The organism is Mesorhizobium sp. M0340 (assembly GCF_040321535.1).
Classification (GTDB): domain Bacteria; phylum Pseudomonadota; class Alphaproteobacteria; order Rhizobiales; family Rhizobiaceae; genus Mesorhizobium.
The window spans coordinates 136,783-152,259 of record NZ_JAMYRR010000004.1 but is presented as its reverse complement, the minus strand read 5'-3'; the positions used below and the strand labels follow the sequence as shown (position 1 = coordinate 152,259).

The following is a 15,477-nucleotide window of genomic DNA, read 5'->3' as shown; positions in this document are numbered from 1 at the left end:
TTAACGGCGCCTTAGGCTATCCCGGCTAGTGTTCGATGGGCAATTCCAGCGGATCTGTCGGGAGCAGTCTGTGATCAACGCGAGCAGTACCGGAGTTCGTGCGACGCAGCTCCGCTATTCCCTGGTCATTCCGATCTTCAACGAGGAGGCGGTTCTTCCACTCCTTATCCGGCGAATAGTCGCCCTGCTCGACGTGCTGGACGCACCGGCAGAGGCTATTTTCGTCGACGACGGCAGTACCGACACGAGTGTGATCTACCTGCGTGGGATGGTTGCCGAGGAGCCACGCTTCCGGCTGATCGAACTGTCGCGCAATTTCGGGCACCAGATTGCAATTACGGCCGGCATGGATGCGGCTGCCGGCGAAGCCGTGGTGGTCATGGATGCCGACCTCCAGGATCCCCCGGAAGTCGTTCTCCAACTGGTGGAAAAGTGGAAGGAGGGCTATGAAATCGTCTACGCGAGGCGTATGCGGCGCGAAGGCGAAACCTGGTTCAAACGGCTGACAGCCAGCATCTTCTACCGGCTGATGGAGAAGATGACTTCGGTCGACATTCCCCGCGACGTTGGCGATTTCCGGCTAATCGGCCGCAAGGCTCTCGATACGTTCAAGCAGATGCCGGAGCGCAACCGTTTCGTGCGCGGCATGTTCGGTTGGATGGGATTCAAGCAGACGGCGGTCTCATTCGAGCGGCCGGCGCGCGCCGCAGGTGAAACAAAGTATCCTTTCTGGAAGATGCTCCGCCTGGCTGTCCACGGGGTCATCGGCTTTTCGGAAAAACCCTTGCGTATGGCGCTCTGGGCCGGGCTCGCTATCTCGGGGGTAGCCGCGCTGCTCGGGCTCTTCGCCGTGGCTTCCTGGGCATTCAGTTTCGGTGTTGTCCAAGGCTGGACGTCGACAGTTGTTATTGTTTCCTTCTTGTCGGGGATCAACCTGTTCATGACCGGTATCGTCGGCCTCTATGTCGGCGGGATCCACTCCGAGATCAAGCGCCGGCCGCTCTACGTCATTGATCGCCTTACTGGCTTCGAGGACGCGCTCCGGGCGGAAGTCGACAATCGAAACACCGAGGCGACGTTGTCGGCGTCACGCGACAGAAGGTTTGGTTGATGGCCGAACTCTTCGATCAATATCGCACCACCTATAACAGGACGGTCGACGACTCGATCAGGTTCTCCGGGCTGAAGCATGACTTCTTCCTGCAGGCCAAGTTGGCCCCTCTCGCCGACCTGATCGCGACACGCGGTATCGCGAGGCGCGACGGCAGCGTTCGGGCGCTTGATGTCGGCTGCGGGATCGGCGCGCTGCATCCTTACGTGAAGCCGCTTTTTCCAGACCTTCACGGCTGCGACATTTCGAGGGAATCCATCGCCCGGGCGCGTGAGGAAAACCCCTGGGTCACCTATGCCGACTACACGGCTCCCGTGCTGCCTTACGCGGATGGCACATTCGACCTCGCATTCGCCGTTTGCGTCGTCCATCATGTGCCGCCTGAACATTGGCCGAGCTTTGTTTGCGAGATGCGACGCGTCGTCCGACCCGGCGGCGTTGTCTCGGTGATCGAGCACAACCCGTACAATCCGCTGACACGCCTTGCCGTCTTCCGCTGCCCCTTCGATGAAGATGCTGTCCTGATCAGTCGCCGCCAAGCCGGGAATCTCATGGAGACAGCCGGCCTCACAGAGGTCGAAGGTAGACATTTTCTGATGTTTCCTTTCGCGAATTCGGTCGCGCGCAAGGTCGAGGGCTGGGTCTCGCACCTGCCGCTCGGGGCGCAATATATATGCAGCGGCCGTGTTTAGCGCCGGTTCGGGCTTCAGACTTGCAAAGCAGCCGGCGCGTTTCCTGATTATCGGCCTTGGCGCCACTCTGCTCTACGCACTGCTTGCCGCGGTATTTTCGATGGGGGAAACGCCATTGATGCGGCCCGCTTCTGGCTCGGTGCTCTCTTACGTCATCGCGGCCCTCTACTCCTACGCCGGCCACAAGTATTTTACCTTCGCGTCCAGCGGGGCGCATCGTTTCGAGGCGCCTCGCTTTTTCGTGCTGACATTGCTTGGTCTGGCGGTGTCATTTCTTCTGCCCGCCGTGTTGTCCGGGATTCTGGGCCTGCAGGCGCAGATTCCGATTGTGCTGACATGCCTCGTAATCCCGCTCGTCAACTATGTGATGCTTCGCCACTGGGTATTCGCCAGCGCTGGTCTAGGTTTGCGGAACGGCTCGAGATGATGCGATTCCCGGACCGCCCGAGATCGGCTGTTGGCGCTCCAGGCCTGGCGTGCGCGCAACGATGCAACGCACCGCCAGCTCCGGGCTTGCAACCCTGGCCGGGGCAGTGCCCTGCTGCTGGCCAAACGCTACAACGGCGGTCGTGCTACTGGCACCCCCGGGCACCCGAACAGCCTATGTCGGCGTCGTCACCCGCCTCAGCGTCAGATTGATCCGCCCGCCGTTCTTCAACAAGGCCGAGGTCGAGGGGTAGATACGGTCGACGCCGTGAAAGCAGAGCCGGCCTTCGCCGCCAAGCACTACGACATCGCCGCTCTTCAGCCTGAACGATTTGGTGGCGCCGTCGCGCGTCGTCTGGCCGATCCGGAACAGGCACTCGTCGCCGAGCGACACCGAGACGACCGGTGCCGAGAAATCCGCCTCGTCGCGGTCCTGGTGAAGGCCCATCTTGGCATCCTGCGAATAGAAATTGACCAGGCAGGCCTCCGGCGGGTGCGCATAGGCAGATACGTCCCGCCACAGATCGAGCAGCATCTCCGGGATCGGCGGCCAAGGCCTTCCGGTCACCGGGTGGGTCGGCTGGTAGCGATAGCCGTGCTCCTTGTCGGTGACCCAGCCCAGCGGGCCGCAATTGGTCATGCGCACGCTCATCTCCTTGCCGGTACGCGGCATTGCAGGCACGAACAGCGGGGCTTCCTCCACGACTTTCCTGATATCTTCCACCAGCACTTCCTGCATGGCGCGCGAGAGGTGGCCGGGCATATGGCGGACGCCTTTGGGCAGTACGAGCATCGCGTTGCTTGATCCGTTGGTCTGGAAAATCAGAATGCCACCGTCAAACGAAAACGGCGACCCGAAAGCCGCCTCCGACAGTAGCTGCGCGCGTTACGCCGGCGATCTGAGATCCGAAGCCGCTTCGGCTGTCACTCATCCTCAACCCGGCCGCGCATTTTCTTGATCGAGCCGCGCCCGGCCTTGCTCTTGAGCCGTCTTTCGACCGCGCCTTTGGATGGCCTGGTCTTCTTGCGCGGCGGTGGCGGTGGTTCGGCGGCCTTGGCAACCAGTGCCGTCAGCCGCGCCCGGGCGTCCGCCCGGTTCTGCTCCTGGGTGCGGAAGCGTCCGGCTTCGATGACGATGACGCCGTCCTTGGTGGCGCGCTGGCCGGCAAGCTTGATGGTCCGTTCGCGCACCCGCTCCGACAGGCCAGCCGCATTGGCGGCATCGAAGCGCAATTGCACTGCCGTCGCCACCTTGTTGACGTTCTGGCCGCCCGGGCCGGACGAACGGATGAAGTCCTCGTGCAGGTCGCCCGGATTAATCACCGCATCGTCGGTGATGATGATCTTGTCGTCGGCGTTCATGCCGCAGTCATGGCGCGGCAGGCGGAAAAAGAAAAGGCCCGATCGAAGCCGGGCCTTGAAGCATCACCAGGGGCGACGGCTATTCAGCCGCTACCTGCATGCGTGGTGCGGCGCCGAGCACGGTGGCGTCGACATGGGCTTCGAACTTTTCGAAATTGTCGACGAACATGCCGACCAGCCTTGCCGCCTGCCGGTCGTAGGCGGGCTTGTCGACCCAGGTCGATCTCGGGTCGAGAATGGCGCGGTCGACGCCGGCAACCGTCACCGGTACGTCAAAACCGAAATTGGCGTCGGTGCGGAAGTCGGCCGCTTTCAGCGAGCCGTCGAGCGCCGCCGCGAGCAGCGCCCGCGTTGCCTTGATCGGCATCCGCTTGCCGGTGCCGTAGGCGCCGCCGGTCCAGCCGGTGTTGACCAGCCAGCAATCGACGCCGTGGCGGGCGATGAGCTCGCGCAGCAGATTGCCGTATTCCGACGGATGCCGCGGCATGAACGGTGCGCCGAAGCATGTCGAAAATGTCGCTTCGGGTTCGGTAACGCCCTTCTCGGTCCCCGCCACCTTGGCGGTATAGCCGGAGAGGAAATGATACATCGCCTGCGCCGGGGTCAGGCGCGCGATCGGCGGCATCACGCCGAATGCGTCGGCGGTCAGCATGATGATGTTCTTCGGGTGGCTGGCGCGCCCCGTCTTGCTGGCGTTGGGGATGAAATGGAGCGGGTAGGCGCAGCGCGTGTTTTCGGTCAGCCCGCCGTCGTCGAAATCCGGCACGCGGCCGGCGTCGAGCGCCACATTCTCCAGCACCGTGCCGAAGCGCTGGGTGGTGGCGAAGATCTCCGGCTCGGCTTCAGCCGAAAGCTTGATCGTCTTGGCATAGCAGCCGCCTTCGAAATTGAAGATGCCGTGCGGTCCCCAGCCATGCTCGTCGTCGCCGACCAGCGTGCGCGACGGGTCGGCCGACAACGTCGTCTTGCCGGTCCCGGAAAGGCCGAAGAAAACGGCCGCGTCGCCGGCGGGCCCTTCATTGGCCGAGCAGTGCATCGGCATCACGCCTTTTGCCGGCAGCAGATAATTGAGCACTGTGAACACCGACTTCTTCATCTCGCCGGCATAAGAGGTACCGCCAATCAACACGATCATGCGCGAAAGATCGACGGCGATCACCGTTTCGCCGCGCGTGCCGTGGCGGGCGGGATCGGCGCGGAACGACGGCAGGTCGATTATCGTCAAATCGGGCACGAAATGCTCGAGTTCGGCGGCTGCAGGCCGGATGAGCAGATTGCGGATGAACAAGGAGTGCCAGGCAAGCTCCGTGATCACCCTGGTCGGCAGCTTCAGTTCCTCGTCGGCACCGCCGACCAGGTCCTGCACATAAAGGTCCTTTCCAGCCGCATGGGCGCGAAAATCGGCAAGCAGCGTATCGAACTGGATCGGCGAAATCGCCTTGTTGTTGTCCCACCATACATGCGGCGCGGTGCTTTCGTCGCGCACCACGAATTTGTCCCTGGGCGAGCGGCCGGTGTGCTGCCCGGTCTCGGCGGCAAGCGCGCCATGCGCGGTGAGTCGGGCCTCGCCACGGCGGATTGCCTCCTCGTAGAGCGCGGCCGCGCCGAAATTATAGCGCACCACGCCAGTGGTTCTCAGGCCGATCCGATCGATTGCACATGCAGGATTGCGTTTGCCGGCTTCCGACATGGGTGTCCCTTCTTCGATTTACCGCGTCTTTACCGGCGAATTCCGGAAACCCCATTGCAGGAGCTAATAACGTCAAAACCAGAAAAGGCGAATGATATCAAATCATTAATCGATTTAAATATTTTGAAAGTTGTTTAAATCGTTTATATGTGCAAAAACACTGATGGTTGCCCAAAGGATTGGCGATGTTCATTCGTCCAATCCATATCGAGGTACAATTGTGGCCGCCGGCGTGCCGCGCGTGACAGCGGATAAAGCCTATGCCACATTTTGTACCTAATTTGTCCTGCAAAAGCCCCTTCTCGACGAAAGAAGGGACAGCTCATGAGGGAGCCGCTTGAAATGGCAACAATCGCGCTTGTCGACGACGATCGCAACATTCTGACTTCGGTTTCGATCGCCCTCGAATCCGAGGGTTATCGGGTCGAAACCTACACGGATGGGGCATCGGCGCTGGAGGGACTGGCGGCGCGCCCGCCGAACCTCGCCATCCTCGACATCAAGATGCCGCGCATGGACGGCATGGAGTTGCTGCGCCGGATGCGTCAGAAATCCGACCTGCCGGTGATCTTCCTGACCTCCAAGGACGATGAGATCGATGAACTGTTTGGCCTCAAGATGGGCGCCGACGACTTCATCCGCAAACCCTTCTCGCAGCGTCTTCTGGTCGAACGCGTCCGCGCCGTGCTGCGCCGCGCCAGCACCCGCGAGGCGGCGGCCAAGGCGCCCAACCAGCAGGCTCGGTCGCTTGAGCGCGGCCAGCTTGTCATGGACCAGGAGCGCCACACCTGCACCTGGAAGGGCGAGCCGGTGACGCTGACCGTCACCGAGTTCCTCATCCTGCATTCCCTGGCACAGCGCCCGGGCGTCGTAAAAAGCCGTGATGCGCTGATGGATTCCGCTTATGATGAGCAGGTCTATGTCGATGACCGCACCATTGACAGTCACATCAAGCGGCTGCGCAAGAAGTTCAAGGCCGTCGATGATGACTTCGAAATGATCGAAACCCTTTACGGAGTCGGGTATCGGTTCCGCGAAGCATGAATAGGCAGTAGGCAGTAGGGAATAGTCGGTAGTCAGTTTTGAATGATGCGAGCGGCCACCCATGCATCGCCGCGATCTCAGCCAACCATTTCTCTATTCCTGCTGCCGACTCACTACTCACTAATTACCGAGCGGGAGCTGCTATTCGATGGCAGTGGAAGTAGAGCGAGTGAGACGGTCGGGCGCCGCCAGGCGCCCGCCGCGGATTCTGCCCGCCTTCGTGTCGAAAATTACGGTGCCGATGCGCCGGTTTCTCGGCCATCACATCTTTTCCAGCCTGACACGGCGTATTCTCTTTCTCAATCTCGCCGGCCTTGCCGTCCTGGTCACCGGCATTCTCTACCTCAACACCTTTCGCGACGGGCTGATCGACGCCCGTGTCGAGAGCCTGATGACCCAAGGCGAGATCATCGCCGGCGCGATCGCCGCATCGGCGACGGTCGAAACCGATTCGATCAGCATCGATCCGGAAAAGCTGCTTGAGTTGCAGGCCGGCGAAAGCCTCGGCCCGGGCTCCGACCAGCTCGACAATCTCGATTTCCCGATCAATCCGGAGCGCGTGGCGCCGGTGCTCAGGCGGCTGATCTCGCCGACGCGCACGCGCGCCCGCATTTATGACCGCGACGCCAACCTGCTGCTCGATTCCCGCCATCTCTATTCGCGCGGCCAGATCCTTCGCTACGACCTGCCGCCGGTCGAAGAGGAACAGCCGGACCTTCTGGAGCGCATCCAGAAATTCGTCTTTGATTTCTTCCGCAACAAGCAGCTGCCTGTCTATCGCGAGCAGCCGGGCGGCAACGGTGCTGCGTTTCCGGAAGTGGTCAAGGCGCTTACCGGCAGTCCGTCGACGATCGTGCGGATCTCGGAGCAGGGCGAGCAGATCGTTTCAGTGGCGGTGCCGATCCAGCGCTTCCGTGCCGTTCTCGGCGTGCTGATGCTGTCGACCGAAGGCGGCGACATCGACAAGATCGTCGCGGCCGAGCGCAAGGCGATCCTGCGCGTGTTCGGCATCGCCGCCCTGGTTACCGCCATCCTGTCGATGCTGCTGGCCTCCACCATCGCCAACCCGCTTCGCCGGCTTTCCGCGGCGGCGGTCAGGGTTCGCCGCGGCGTCAAGAACCGCGAGGAAATCCCCGACTTCTCCGACCGCCAGGACGAGATTGGCAATCTCTCGATCGCCGTGCGCGACATGACCAATGCGCTCTACGCCCGTATCGAGGCGATCGAAAGTTTTGCCGCGGATGTCTCGCACGAGCTGAAGAACCCGCTTACCTCGCTGCGCAGCGCTGTGGAGACATTGCCGCTGGCCAAGAACGACAATTCGCGGAGCCGGCTGATGGATATCATCCAGCACGATGTGAGGCGGCTGGACCGCCTGATCACCGATATTTCCGATGCCTCCCGTCTTGATGCCGAGCTGGCGCGGGAGGACGCGGGAACCGTCGACCTGAAGAAGTTCATCACCGATCTGGTCGCCGTCTCGCGCGAGGCCACGCGCAACAAGAAGGCGGTCGAGATCGAGTTCAAGGTCGCCAAACTGCCGCAGGGCGTGAAAGGCTACTTCGTCGTCGGCCATGATCTGAGGATCGGCCAGGTGATCACCAACCTGATCGAGAATGCCCGCTCGTTCGTTCCCGAAGATCGTGGCCACATCACCATATCGCTGGCACGCGCCGGCAAGTTCAACATCGTCACCATCGACGACAATGGCCCCGGCATCCGGGCCGATAACATCGATCGCATTTTCGAGCGGTTCTATACCGATCGGCCGGCCGGTGAGGCGTTCGGCCAGAACTCGGGCCTGGGCCTGTCGATATCCAGGCAGATCGTTGAAGCCCATGGCGGCACGCTGAGCGCCGAGAACATCCCGGGCACCAAGCCTGGCGAGATCAAGGGCGCTCGCTTCGTGGTGACGCTGCCGGCGGAAGGCTGAGGGATGAATTCCAATCTCGCCTGGTCCTATTGTGCAGCCTGAACACATTCACGGCACCGCGATCCTGATAGGTGATCGCGGCATTCTCATCACCGGACCGTCCGGCTTGGGCAAGACGACGCTGGCGCTCGCCTTGATCGATCATTGCAGCCAACGTGGGCTGTTTTCCCGGCTGATCGGCGATGACCAGCTCTTTGCCGCCGATTGCGAGGGGCGGCTGGTCTGCCGCGCACCAGCCAGCATAGCCGGCCTCGTCGAGGTGCCGGGATTCGGCCCCAAACCGATACAGTTCGAGCCAAGCTGCGTGATCGACCTCATTATCCGGCTGGTGCCAGCCGGCAAAATGGCCCGTTTCCAGGAAGACTGCAGCGAACTCGTTGTCGGTGTGACAGTGCCGCGCATCGATCTTGCCGGGCGCAATGTCGCGGCCGCCTTGCCGGCAGTGATGTCGCGTCTGTCGATTGTGCCTTTCCTGTGATCCGATTTCGATTTTTTGCTGCAATGCGTCAAATTGGCTTGGGCCGGCGCAATTTTGGGCTTGTCAACGGGCCTTGCGTCGACAAGATAGCGCTCCCGCCGCCTGGAACGGTCGGCGAGCATAAAATGCGCCTGTGAAGCGGCGATGACGGGAGCCACCAAAGAATGATCGGACTCGTGCTTGTAACGCACGGTCAACTGGCCGCCGAGTTCCGCAATGCCGTGGAACACGTCGTTGGGCCACAAGACAATTTCGAGACCGTGGCGATCGGTGCCGACGATGATATGGAACAGCGCCGCCGCGACATTATCGACGCAGTCGGCCGCGTCGATACGGGATCAGGCGTCATCGTTTTGACCGACATGTTCGGCGGCACGCCCTCCAACCTCGCCATTTCCGTGATGGAATCCGGCCGCATCGAGGTCATTGCCGGCATGAACCTGCCGATGCTGATCAAGCTGTCCAGCGTTCGCAAAGGCGACAACATGACGGCAGCCCTGGATGAAGCGCAGGCTGCCGGCCGCAAATACATCAATGTCGCCAGTCAACTCCTGAGCAGCAAATGAGCGCGCTGTTGCCGGAAAAGGACAAGATCGTTCGCGACTTTCCGATCGTCAACCAGCGCGGCCTGCATGCGCGCGCCTCGGCCAAGTTCGTTCAAATTGCCAGCGGCTTCAATGCCACGGTCCAGGTCGAGAAGGACGGCGTCAAGGTCGGCGGCACCTCGATCATGGGCCTGATGATGCTGGCGGCAAGCCCCGGTTATTCGATCCGCGTCACCGCCAGCGGCCCGGAGGCCGAAGAGGTCATCGATGCGCTGGAGCAACTGGTTGCTTCCCGTTTTGGCGAGGAATGCTGACGTGCTGATCGCTTCCGAAGACATGCACGGATAAAGATTTCTTTATATCCCATTGTCGTCCAACTCTCGATCTGCTAGTCAGGCCGGCAACTCGCGCCCTCCGACACGCCTTCGGGGCGGGGCGCGTCCCGCAATCAATTCGCATCGGAGCACTGCCATGACGGGTAGCAAGGACTATGTGGTCGCAGACATCGCGCTTGCCGGCTGGGGCCGCAAGGAGATCGAGATCGCCGAAACCGAAATGCCGGGCCTGATGGCCTGCCGCGAGGAATTCGGCGACAAGAAGCCGCTCAAGGGCGCGCGCATCACCGGCTCGTTGCACATGACGATCCAGACGGCGGTGCTGATCGAAACGCTGAAGGCGCTCGGCGCCGATATCCGCTGGGCTTCCTGCAACATCTTCTCGACCCAGGACCACGCCGCCGCGGCCATTGCCGAGGCCGGAATTCCGGTGTTTGCCGTCAAGGGTGAGACGCTGGAGGATTATTGGGTCTACACCGACAAGATCTTCCAGTGGGCCGATGGCGGCACCTCCAACATGATCCTCGATGACGGTGGCGATGCCACCATGTACATCCTGATCGGCGCCCGCGCCGAGGCCGGCGAGGATGTGCTGTCCAATCCGGGCAGCGAAGAGGAAGAGATCCTGTTTGCCCAGATCAAGAAGCGCATGCAGGCATCACCCGGCTTCTTCACCAGGCAGAAGGAAGCGATCCGCGGCGTCACCGAAGAGACGACGACCGGCGTCAACCGGCTCTATCAGTTGCAGAAAAAAGGCCTGCTGCCGTTCCCGGCGATCAACGTCAATGATTCCGTCACCAAGTCGAAATTCGACAACAAATATGGCTGCAAGGAATCGCTTGTCGACGGCATTCGCCGCGGCACCGACACGATGATGGCCGGCAAGGTCGCGGTCGTCTGCGGCTATGGCGACGTCGGCAAGGGCTCGTCGGCTTCGCTCAAGGGCGCCGGCGCCCGCGTCAAGGTCACCGAGGTCGATCCGATCTGCGCGCTGCAGGCGGCGATGGACGGTTTTGAGGTGGTCACGCTCGAAGAGGCGGCGCCGACGGCCGACATCGTCATCACCACCACCGGCAACAAGGACGTCGTTACCCTCGATCACATGCGCCTGATGAAGGACATGGTGATCGTCGGCAACATCGGTCACTTCGACAACGAGATCCAGGTGGCCTCGCTGCGCAACCTGAAATGGACCAACATCAAGCCTCAGGTCGATATGATCACCTTCCCGGACGGCAAGCGGATGATCCTTTTGTCGGAAGGCCGCCTGCTCAACCTCGGCAACGCCACCGGCCACCCGAGCTTCGTCATGTCGGCGTCCTTCACCAACCAGGTGTTGGCCCAGATCGAGCTGTACACCAAGCCCGGCCAGTACGAGAACCGGGTCTATGTCCTGCCGAAGCATCTCGACGAAAAGGTCGCGCGCCTGCATCTCGACAAGCTCGGTGCCCGCCTGACCGAACTGTCTGGCGAACAGGCCGCCTATATCGGCGTCACTCCGCAGGGACCGTTCAAGCCGGAACACTACCGCTATTAACCACGGCGAAACTTGCCACTAGATATTGAAGCCGGGCGATTGACTTTTCGCCCGGCTTTATTTTTGCGCTGATTGATTCTTCACGCCGATTCGCGCAAGCGCTATGGTGCTGATTCGCGGTCCGGGGACGAGGCCCGGGCGCACGCATCAGGGCGGTCTTGCATTCAGGCGGCGAAGAGGACCAAGACATGCCGGGGGATAACCCGCCTTGCGCGGGACAGGCCGTTTCCGGCGGCCATAACGATTCGATCACGGGCTCCGCTGCCAGAGGCGGCAGCCTTTTGTGGCGTGCCGGCACCCGTGTCGGGGTGCTGCTTGCTTCTTCCGCGCTGGTTGGTCCGCTGCTTGGCTTTGCTGCACATGCGCAAACCCGCGTGGCGCAAAAGGCCGGGCTGTCAGTCAGCACGGTCGAGGTCATGCAACTCGCCATGTTCGTCGGCGTCATGGGGGCGGCATTGCTGTCGGCCATCTTTCTGATCCGCGAACGGGCGCGCACCGCGGCGGAAAATGCCGAGCTCAGGACCCGTATCGCCGACGTCAATGCCGCGCTGCAGCGCTCCGAGGCGCTGCTCCATTCCCGCGATCAGCGCGTGGTCGTATGGGCGGCCGAAAACAAGAAGCCCGAGCTTGTCGGGACATTGCCGCTCGAGAGCGGCGCGCCGGAGGACCGGGCGGCCTTCCTGGCTTTCGGCCGCTGGCTGATGCCGCGTTCGGCGGCCGCACTCGAACATGCCGTCGCGTCACTGCGGGACAAGGCAAAGCCGTTCGATCTGGTCATCGAATCGCAGGCCGGCCAGCCGCTCGAGGTTCACGGCCGCAAGAGTGCGGCGCATGTGCTGGTTCGCTTCGTCTCGCTTTCGGAGACACAGCGAAGCCAGGCCAGGCTGAAGATCGAGAACCAGCGCTTGGCCGCCGACCATGAGACGCTGATCGGCCTTCTGGATGCGCTCAAGATGCCATCATGGTTGCGGGCTGTTGACGGGCGGCTGAAATGGGTCAACCGGGCCTATGCCGAAGCGGTCGAGGCCGAGAATGCCGAAGCGGCGGTTCGTGACGGCAAGGAATTCCTCGGAGGCCAGGCGCGCGACACCATCGCTGCGCAGCACAAGTCGCACCCCGTCTTCGAACAGACGCTCTCCACGGTGATCGAAGGCGACCGCCGTATGTTTGCCGTGACCGATTTTGCCGGGGCGGATGGTTCGGCTGGTCTTGCCTGCGACATCAGCGCCATCGAGGCCATTCGCGCCGAATATGAGCGGACCGTGCAGAGCCACGCCGACACGCTCGATCAGCTCAACACCGCCGTGGCGATTTTCGATACCGACGAGAAATTGCGATTTTTCAATCAGGCGTTCCAGAAACTATGGGGCCTCGACAGCGGCTTCCTGCACAGCGCGCCGGATAACGCCTTGCTGCTCGACCGCCTGCGCAGCGAAGGCAAGATCGCCGAGCAGCCCGAATGGCGGCGCTGGAAAGAGAGCCTGCTCGGCGCCTACCGCGCGGTTGAATCGCAGGAGCATTGGTGGCATCTGCCGGACGGCAAAACCATTCGCGTCGTCGCCAATCCGCAGCCCAAGGGCGGCGTCACCTGGGTGTTTGAGAACCTGACCGAGAAGATGGACCTTGAAAGTCGCTATCAGACCGCTGTGCGGGTTCAGGGTGAGACGCTCGACAACCTTGCCGAAGGCGTCGCTGTGTTCGGCCCCGACGGCAGGCTGAGATTGTCCAACCCGGCCTTCGCGGCACTGTGGGGGCTGGATGCCGATGCCTCAAAACCCAACGTCCATGTCTCGACGATCCGCGAACTTTGCGACCGCCGTGCCGTCGACAGTCCGTGGGGCGGGTTCGTTGCCGCCATCACCGGCTTCGACGACGAGCGCCGCGACCGCCACGGCCAGACCGAATTGAACAACGGCACCGTTTTGCGCTACGCCGTCATCCCTTTGCCCAACGGCCAGGTGATGATGACCTTTGTCGACGTTACCGACAGCGTCAATGTCGAGCGGGCGCTGAAAGACAAGAATGAGGCGCTGCAAAAGTCCGACCAGATCAAGAACGAATTCGTGCAGCACGTCTCCTATGAGCTGCGCTCGCCACTCACCAACATCATCGGCTTTACCGAGCTTCTTTCACTGCCGTCGACTGGTCCGTTGAACCAGAAGCAACGCGAATACATCGGGCATGTCGGCTCGTCCTCCTCGGTCCTGCTCACCATCGTCAACGACATCCTCGATCTGGCGACGGTGGATGCCGGCATCATGGAACTCGACATTTCCGAAGTTCACATCAATCGAACCATTACAGCCGCCGCCGAACTGGTCGCCGATCGGCTGGAGGAACATGCGATCAAGCTTAGGATCGACGCGGCTGCCGCGCCGAAGACCTTCCACGGCGACGAGATCCGCGTCCGCCAGATACTCTACAATCTGCTCAGCAATGCCGCCAATTACGCGCCGGAGGCGAGTACCATAACGCTCGCCTGCCGCCAGCTTGCCGACGGCGTGGAATTTTCCGTTCACGATGACGGCCCCGGCATGCCGCCGGACCTGCTTGAGTCAGTGTTCCGGCGCTTCGAGCCGCGCACCAATGGCGGCCGCCGCCGTGGCGCCGGGCTCGGCCTGTCGATCGTCAAGAGCTTTGTCGAACTCCATGGCGGCAGCGTCCGCATCGAGACCGGCAGGGATAAGGGCACCACGGTTGTTTGCGCTTTTCCCGACACGCCGTCGGGCATCCGTGCGGCGGCCGAGTAGCGCGGTCGATGGCGGTATTGGTGCTGGAGCGTTTTCTCGCCGACGAGGCTGCGACGGCAAGGCTCGGCGAAGATCTTGCCATGTCGCTGCGCATTGGCGACGTGCTCGCTCTCAAGGGCGATCTCGGCGCCGGCAAATCGACCTTGGCACGGGCGCTGATCAGGGCGCTGGCCGACGATGCCGGCCTCGACGTGCCGAGCCCGACCTTCACGCTGGTCCAGAGCTACGACACGCGTGTGCCGGTCCATCATTTCGATCTCTACCGCTTGGGCACGGCATCCGAGCTGGACGAGCTGGGCTTCGATGAGGCACTGACGCAAGCGGCTGCGCTGGTCGAATGGCCGGAGCGGGCAGAGGCATATTTGCCGGATACGTCGGTGCTGGTCGAACTTTTCCAGCAGGGCGACGGCCGACTGGCGAGACTGTCGGGAGAGGGCGCCGCCTTCGAGCGCGCGGCGCGATCGCTGGCAATGCGCGATTTTCTCGGGCAGGCCGGTTGGGGCGAAGCGCAGCGACGATATTTCATCGGTGATGCCTCGGCTCGCTCCTACGAGATCGTCACGCTCGCCGGATTTCCGCCGCGCGTGCTGATGAACTCGCCAAGGCTGGTGCTCGGACCGCCAGTCCGCGACGGCAAACCCTATGCCGAGATCGCCCACACGGCGCAATCCGTTTCGGCATTCGTCGCCATCGACCGGGCCTTGCGCGCCGGCGGTGTCAGCGTCCCGGAAATCCATGCCCAGGATCTCGAGCAGGGTTTTCTTCTGCTGGAGCATCTCGGTTCCCAAGGCTTTCTCGACAAGCGCGGCCAGCCGGTGGCCGCGCGTTATGCGGCGGCGGCCGAACTGCTTGCCATGATGCACGGCAAAACATGGCCGGCCCGCATGCAGGCCGGCCGCGGTGTCTTCCACGAAGTGCCGCCTTTCGACCGCGACGCCATGATGATCGAGGCCGAATTGCTGGTCGACTGGTATGTCCCGGCGATTTCAGGCGCTCCGCCAAACGAGGCGCTGCGCGCCGGCTACCGCAGCGAATGGAATGCGGTGCTCGATCGGCTCGAGGGGCGCGAATACACGCTTATGTTGCGCGACTTCCATTCGCCCAACCTGATCTGGCGCGCTGACCGTTCCGGTCATGACCGCCTCGGCGTCGTCGATGTCCAGGATGCGCTGATCGGACCGTCCGCCTACGACGTCGCCTCGCTCGCCATGGACGCGCGCGTCACCATTTCACCTGAAATCGAAAAGCACACGCTCGCCGCCTATATCGCCGCGCGGCGCGCTGCCGGCGTCTTCGACGAGGACGAATTCCTCGAAACCTATGCAATCATGGCCGCACAGCGCAATTCCAAGGTACTCGGCATCTTCGTGCGGCTCGAAAAACGCGACGGCAAGCCTTATTATCTGAAGCATCTGCCGCGCATCCGCGACTATCTTCGCCGGGCGCTGGCGCATCCGGTGCTGGCCGGGCTGCAGGATTTCTACATCGCCCACGGCTTGCTGGAGGAACGCTCGATTTGACGGCTAAGGATTTAGGCCTGGCGGTGTCGGACGAGGAACCGGTGCCAACGACCG

14 protein-coding genes are annotated in these 15,477 nt (G+C 62.2%); 11 read left to right on the top strand and 3 right to left on the bottom strand.

What is annotated here, in order from left to right:
• Window positions 1-70: 70 nt before the first annotated feature.
• The 3 genes from NKI79_RS07455 to NKI79_RS07445 are packed head-to-tail and all read left to right on the top strand — an operon-like array spanning window position 71 to window position 2,230.
• Entirely contained in the window at window positions 71-1,111 is a 1,041-nt protein-coding gene (locus tag NKI79_RS07455) for a glycosyltransferase family 2 protein (protein ID WP_502901905.1), read from the top strand.
• Window positions 1,111-1,803, top strand: coding sequence for a class I SAM-dependent methyltransferase (locus tag NKI79_RS07450; protein WP_352480185.1), 693 nt, complete (start codon window positions 1,111-1,113; stop codon window positions 1,801-1,803). Before NKI79_RS07455 ends, NKI79_RS07450 begins: the two co-directional genes overlap by 1 nt.
• The gene (locus NKI79_RS07445; RefSeq protein WP_352480186.1) at window positions 1,796-2,230 is read left to right on the top strand and encodes a GtrA family protein; all 435 of its coding nucleotides are present in this window, start codon (window positions 1,796-1,798) and stop codon (window positions 2,228-2,230) included. The genes NKI79_RS07450 and NKI79_RS07445 overlap by 8 nt, the downstream gene beginning before the upstream one ends.
• A gap of 174 nt (window positions 2,231-2,404) precedes the next feature.
• Here the strand turns inward: NKI79_RS07445 and NKI79_RS07440 are convergent, their stop codons facing one another.
• The 3 genes from NKI79_RS07440 to NKI79_RS07430 all read right to left on the bottom strand — a co-directional run bounded on the left by NKI79_RS07440 (window position 2,405) and on the right by NKI79_RS07430 (window position 5,281).
• Window positions 2,405-3,022 carry an alpha-ketoglutarate-dependent dioxygenase AlkB family protein gene (locus tag NKI79_RS07440; RefSeq protein ID WP_352800773.1) on the bottom strand — a complete coding sequence of 206 codons (618 nt, stop codon included), beginning with the start codon at window positions 3,020-3,022 and terminating at the stop codon, window positions 2,405-2,407.
• A gap of 131 nt (window positions 3,023-3,153) precedes the next feature.
• Window positions 3,154-3,591, bottom strand: coding sequence for an alternative ribosome rescue aminoacyl-tRNA hydrolase ArfB (gene arfB / locus NKI79_RS07435; RefSeq protein ID WP_352480188.1), 438 nt, complete (start codon window positions 3,589-3,591; stop codon window positions 3,154-3,156).
• Window positions 3,592-3,670: 79 nt separating this feature from the next.
• Window positions 3,671-5,281 carry a phosphoenolpyruvate carboxykinase gene (locus NKI79_RS07430; protein ID WP_352800771.1) on the bottom strand — a complete coding sequence of 537 codons (1,611 nt, stop codon included), beginning with the start codon at window positions 5,279-5,281 and terminating at the stop codon, window positions 3,671-3,673.
• Between the two features lie 342 nt (window positions 5,282-5,623).
• Between NKI79_RS07430 and NKI79_RS07425 the strand changes: the two genes are divergently transcribed.
• From NKI79_RS07425 to tsaE, 8 genes are all read left to right on the top strand, one after another.
• Window positions 5,624-6,325, top strand: coding sequence for a response regulator transcription factor (locus tag NKI79_RS07425; protein WP_023677547.1), 702 nt, complete (start codon window positions 5,624-5,626; stop codon window positions 6,323-6,325).
• 148 nt (window positions 6,326-6,473) lie between these two features.
• Window positions 6,474-8,258 carry a sensor histidine kinase gene (locus NKI79_RS07420; protein WP_352800769.1) on the top strand — a complete coding sequence of 595 codons (1,785 nt, stop codon included), beginning with the start codon at window positions 6,474-6,476 and terminating at the stop codon, window positions 8,256-8,258.
• A 31-nt stretch (window positions 8,259-8,289) separates the two neighbouring features.
• The gene (locus tag NKI79_RS07415) at window positions 8,290-8,736 is read left to right on the top strand and encodes an HPr kinase/phosphorylase (protein WP_352800767.1); all 447 of its coding nucleotides are present in this window, start codon (window positions 8,290-8,292) and stop codon (window positions 8,734-8,736) included.
• A gap of 164 nt (window positions 8,737-8,900) precedes the next feature.
• Window positions 8,901-9,302, top strand: a complete 402-nt coding sequence (locus NKI79_RS07410; RefSeq protein WP_254815942.1) for a PTS sugar transporter subunit IIA — start codon at window positions 8,901-8,903, stop codon at window positions 9,300-9,302.
• Window positions 9,299-9,595 (top strand): HPr family phosphocarrier protein, encoded by a 297-nt coding sequence (locus NKI79_RS07405; RefSeq protein ID WP_352800765.1) that lies wholly within the window; start codon window positions 9,299-9,301, stop codon window positions 9,593-9,595. Before NKI79_RS07410 ends, NKI79_RS07405 begins: the two co-directional genes overlap by 4 nt.
• A 157-nt stretch (window positions 9,596-9,752) precedes the next feature.
• Entirely contained in the window at window positions 9,753-11,153 is a 1,401-nt protein-coding gene (ahcY, locus tag NKI79_RS07400) for an adenosylhomocysteinase (protein ID WP_352800763.1), read from the top strand.
• A gap of 188 nt (window positions 11,154-11,341) precedes the next feature.
• Window positions 11,342-13,903, top strand: a complete 2,562-nt coding sequence (locus tag NKI79_RS07395) for a sensor histidine kinase (RefSeq protein WP_352800761.1) — start codon at window positions 11,342-11,344, stop codon at window positions 13,901-13,903.
• Between the two features lie 8 nt (window positions 13,904-13,911).
• Window positions 13,912-15,423, top strand: a complete 1,512-nt coding sequence (tsaE, locus tag NKI79_RS07390) for a tRNA (adenosine(37)-N6)-threonylcarbamoyltransferase complex ATPase subunit type 1 TsaE (protein WP_352800758.1) — start codon at window positions 13,912-13,914, stop codon at window positions 15,421-15,423.
• Window positions 15,424-15,477: the final 54 nt, after the last annotated feature.

What these genes read in the sequence shown, in the direction of transcription:
- NKI79_RS07450 (WP_352480185.1), top strand. Translation starts at nt 1,111, where the DNA reads ATGGCCGAACTCTTCGATCAATATCGCACCACCTATAACAGGACGGTC.
- NKI79_RS07440 (WP_352800773.1), bottom strand. Translation starts at nt 3,022, where the DNA reads ATGCTCGTACTGCCCAAAGGCGTCCGCCATATGCCCGGCCACCTCTCG.
- arfB (WP_352480188.1), bottom strand. Translation starts at nt 3,591, where the DNA reads ATGAACGCCGACGACAAGATCATCATCACCGACGATGCGGTGATTAAT.
- NKI79_RS07430 (WP_352800771.1), bottom strand. Translation starts at nt 5,281, where the DNA reads ATGTCGGAAGCCGGCAAACGCAATCCTGCATGTGCAATCGATCGGATC.
- NKI79_RS07425 (WP_023677547.1), top strand. Translation starts at nt 5,624, where the DNA reads ATGGCAACAATCGCGCTTGTCGACGACGATCGCAACATTCTGACTTCG.
- NKI79_RS07420 (WP_352800769.1), top strand. Translation starts at nt 6,474, where the DNA reads ATGGCAGTGGAAGTAGAGCGAGTGAGACGGTCGGGCGCCGCCAGGCGC.
- NKI79_RS07410 (WP_254815942.1), top strand. Translation starts at nt 8,901, where the DNA reads ATGATCGGACTCGTGCTTGTAACGCACGGTCAACTGGCCGCCGAGTTC.
- NKI79_RS07405 (WP_352800765.1), top strand. Translation starts at nt 9,299, where the DNA reads ATGAGCGCGCTGTTGCCGGAAAAGGACAAGATCGTTCGCGACTTTCCG.
- ahcY (WP_352800763.1), top strand. Translation starts at nt 9,753, where the DNA reads ATGACGGGTAGCAAGGACTATGTGGTCGCAGACATCGCGCTTGCCGGC.
- NKI79_RS07395 (WP_352800761.1), top strand. Translation starts at nt 11,342, where the DNA reads ATGCCGGGGGATAACCCGCCTTGCGCGGGACAGGCCGTTTCCGGCGGC.
- tsaE (WP_352800758.1), top strand. Translation starts at nt 13,912, where the DNA reads ATGGCGGTATTGGTGCTGGAGCGTTTTCTCGCCGACGAGGCTGCGACG.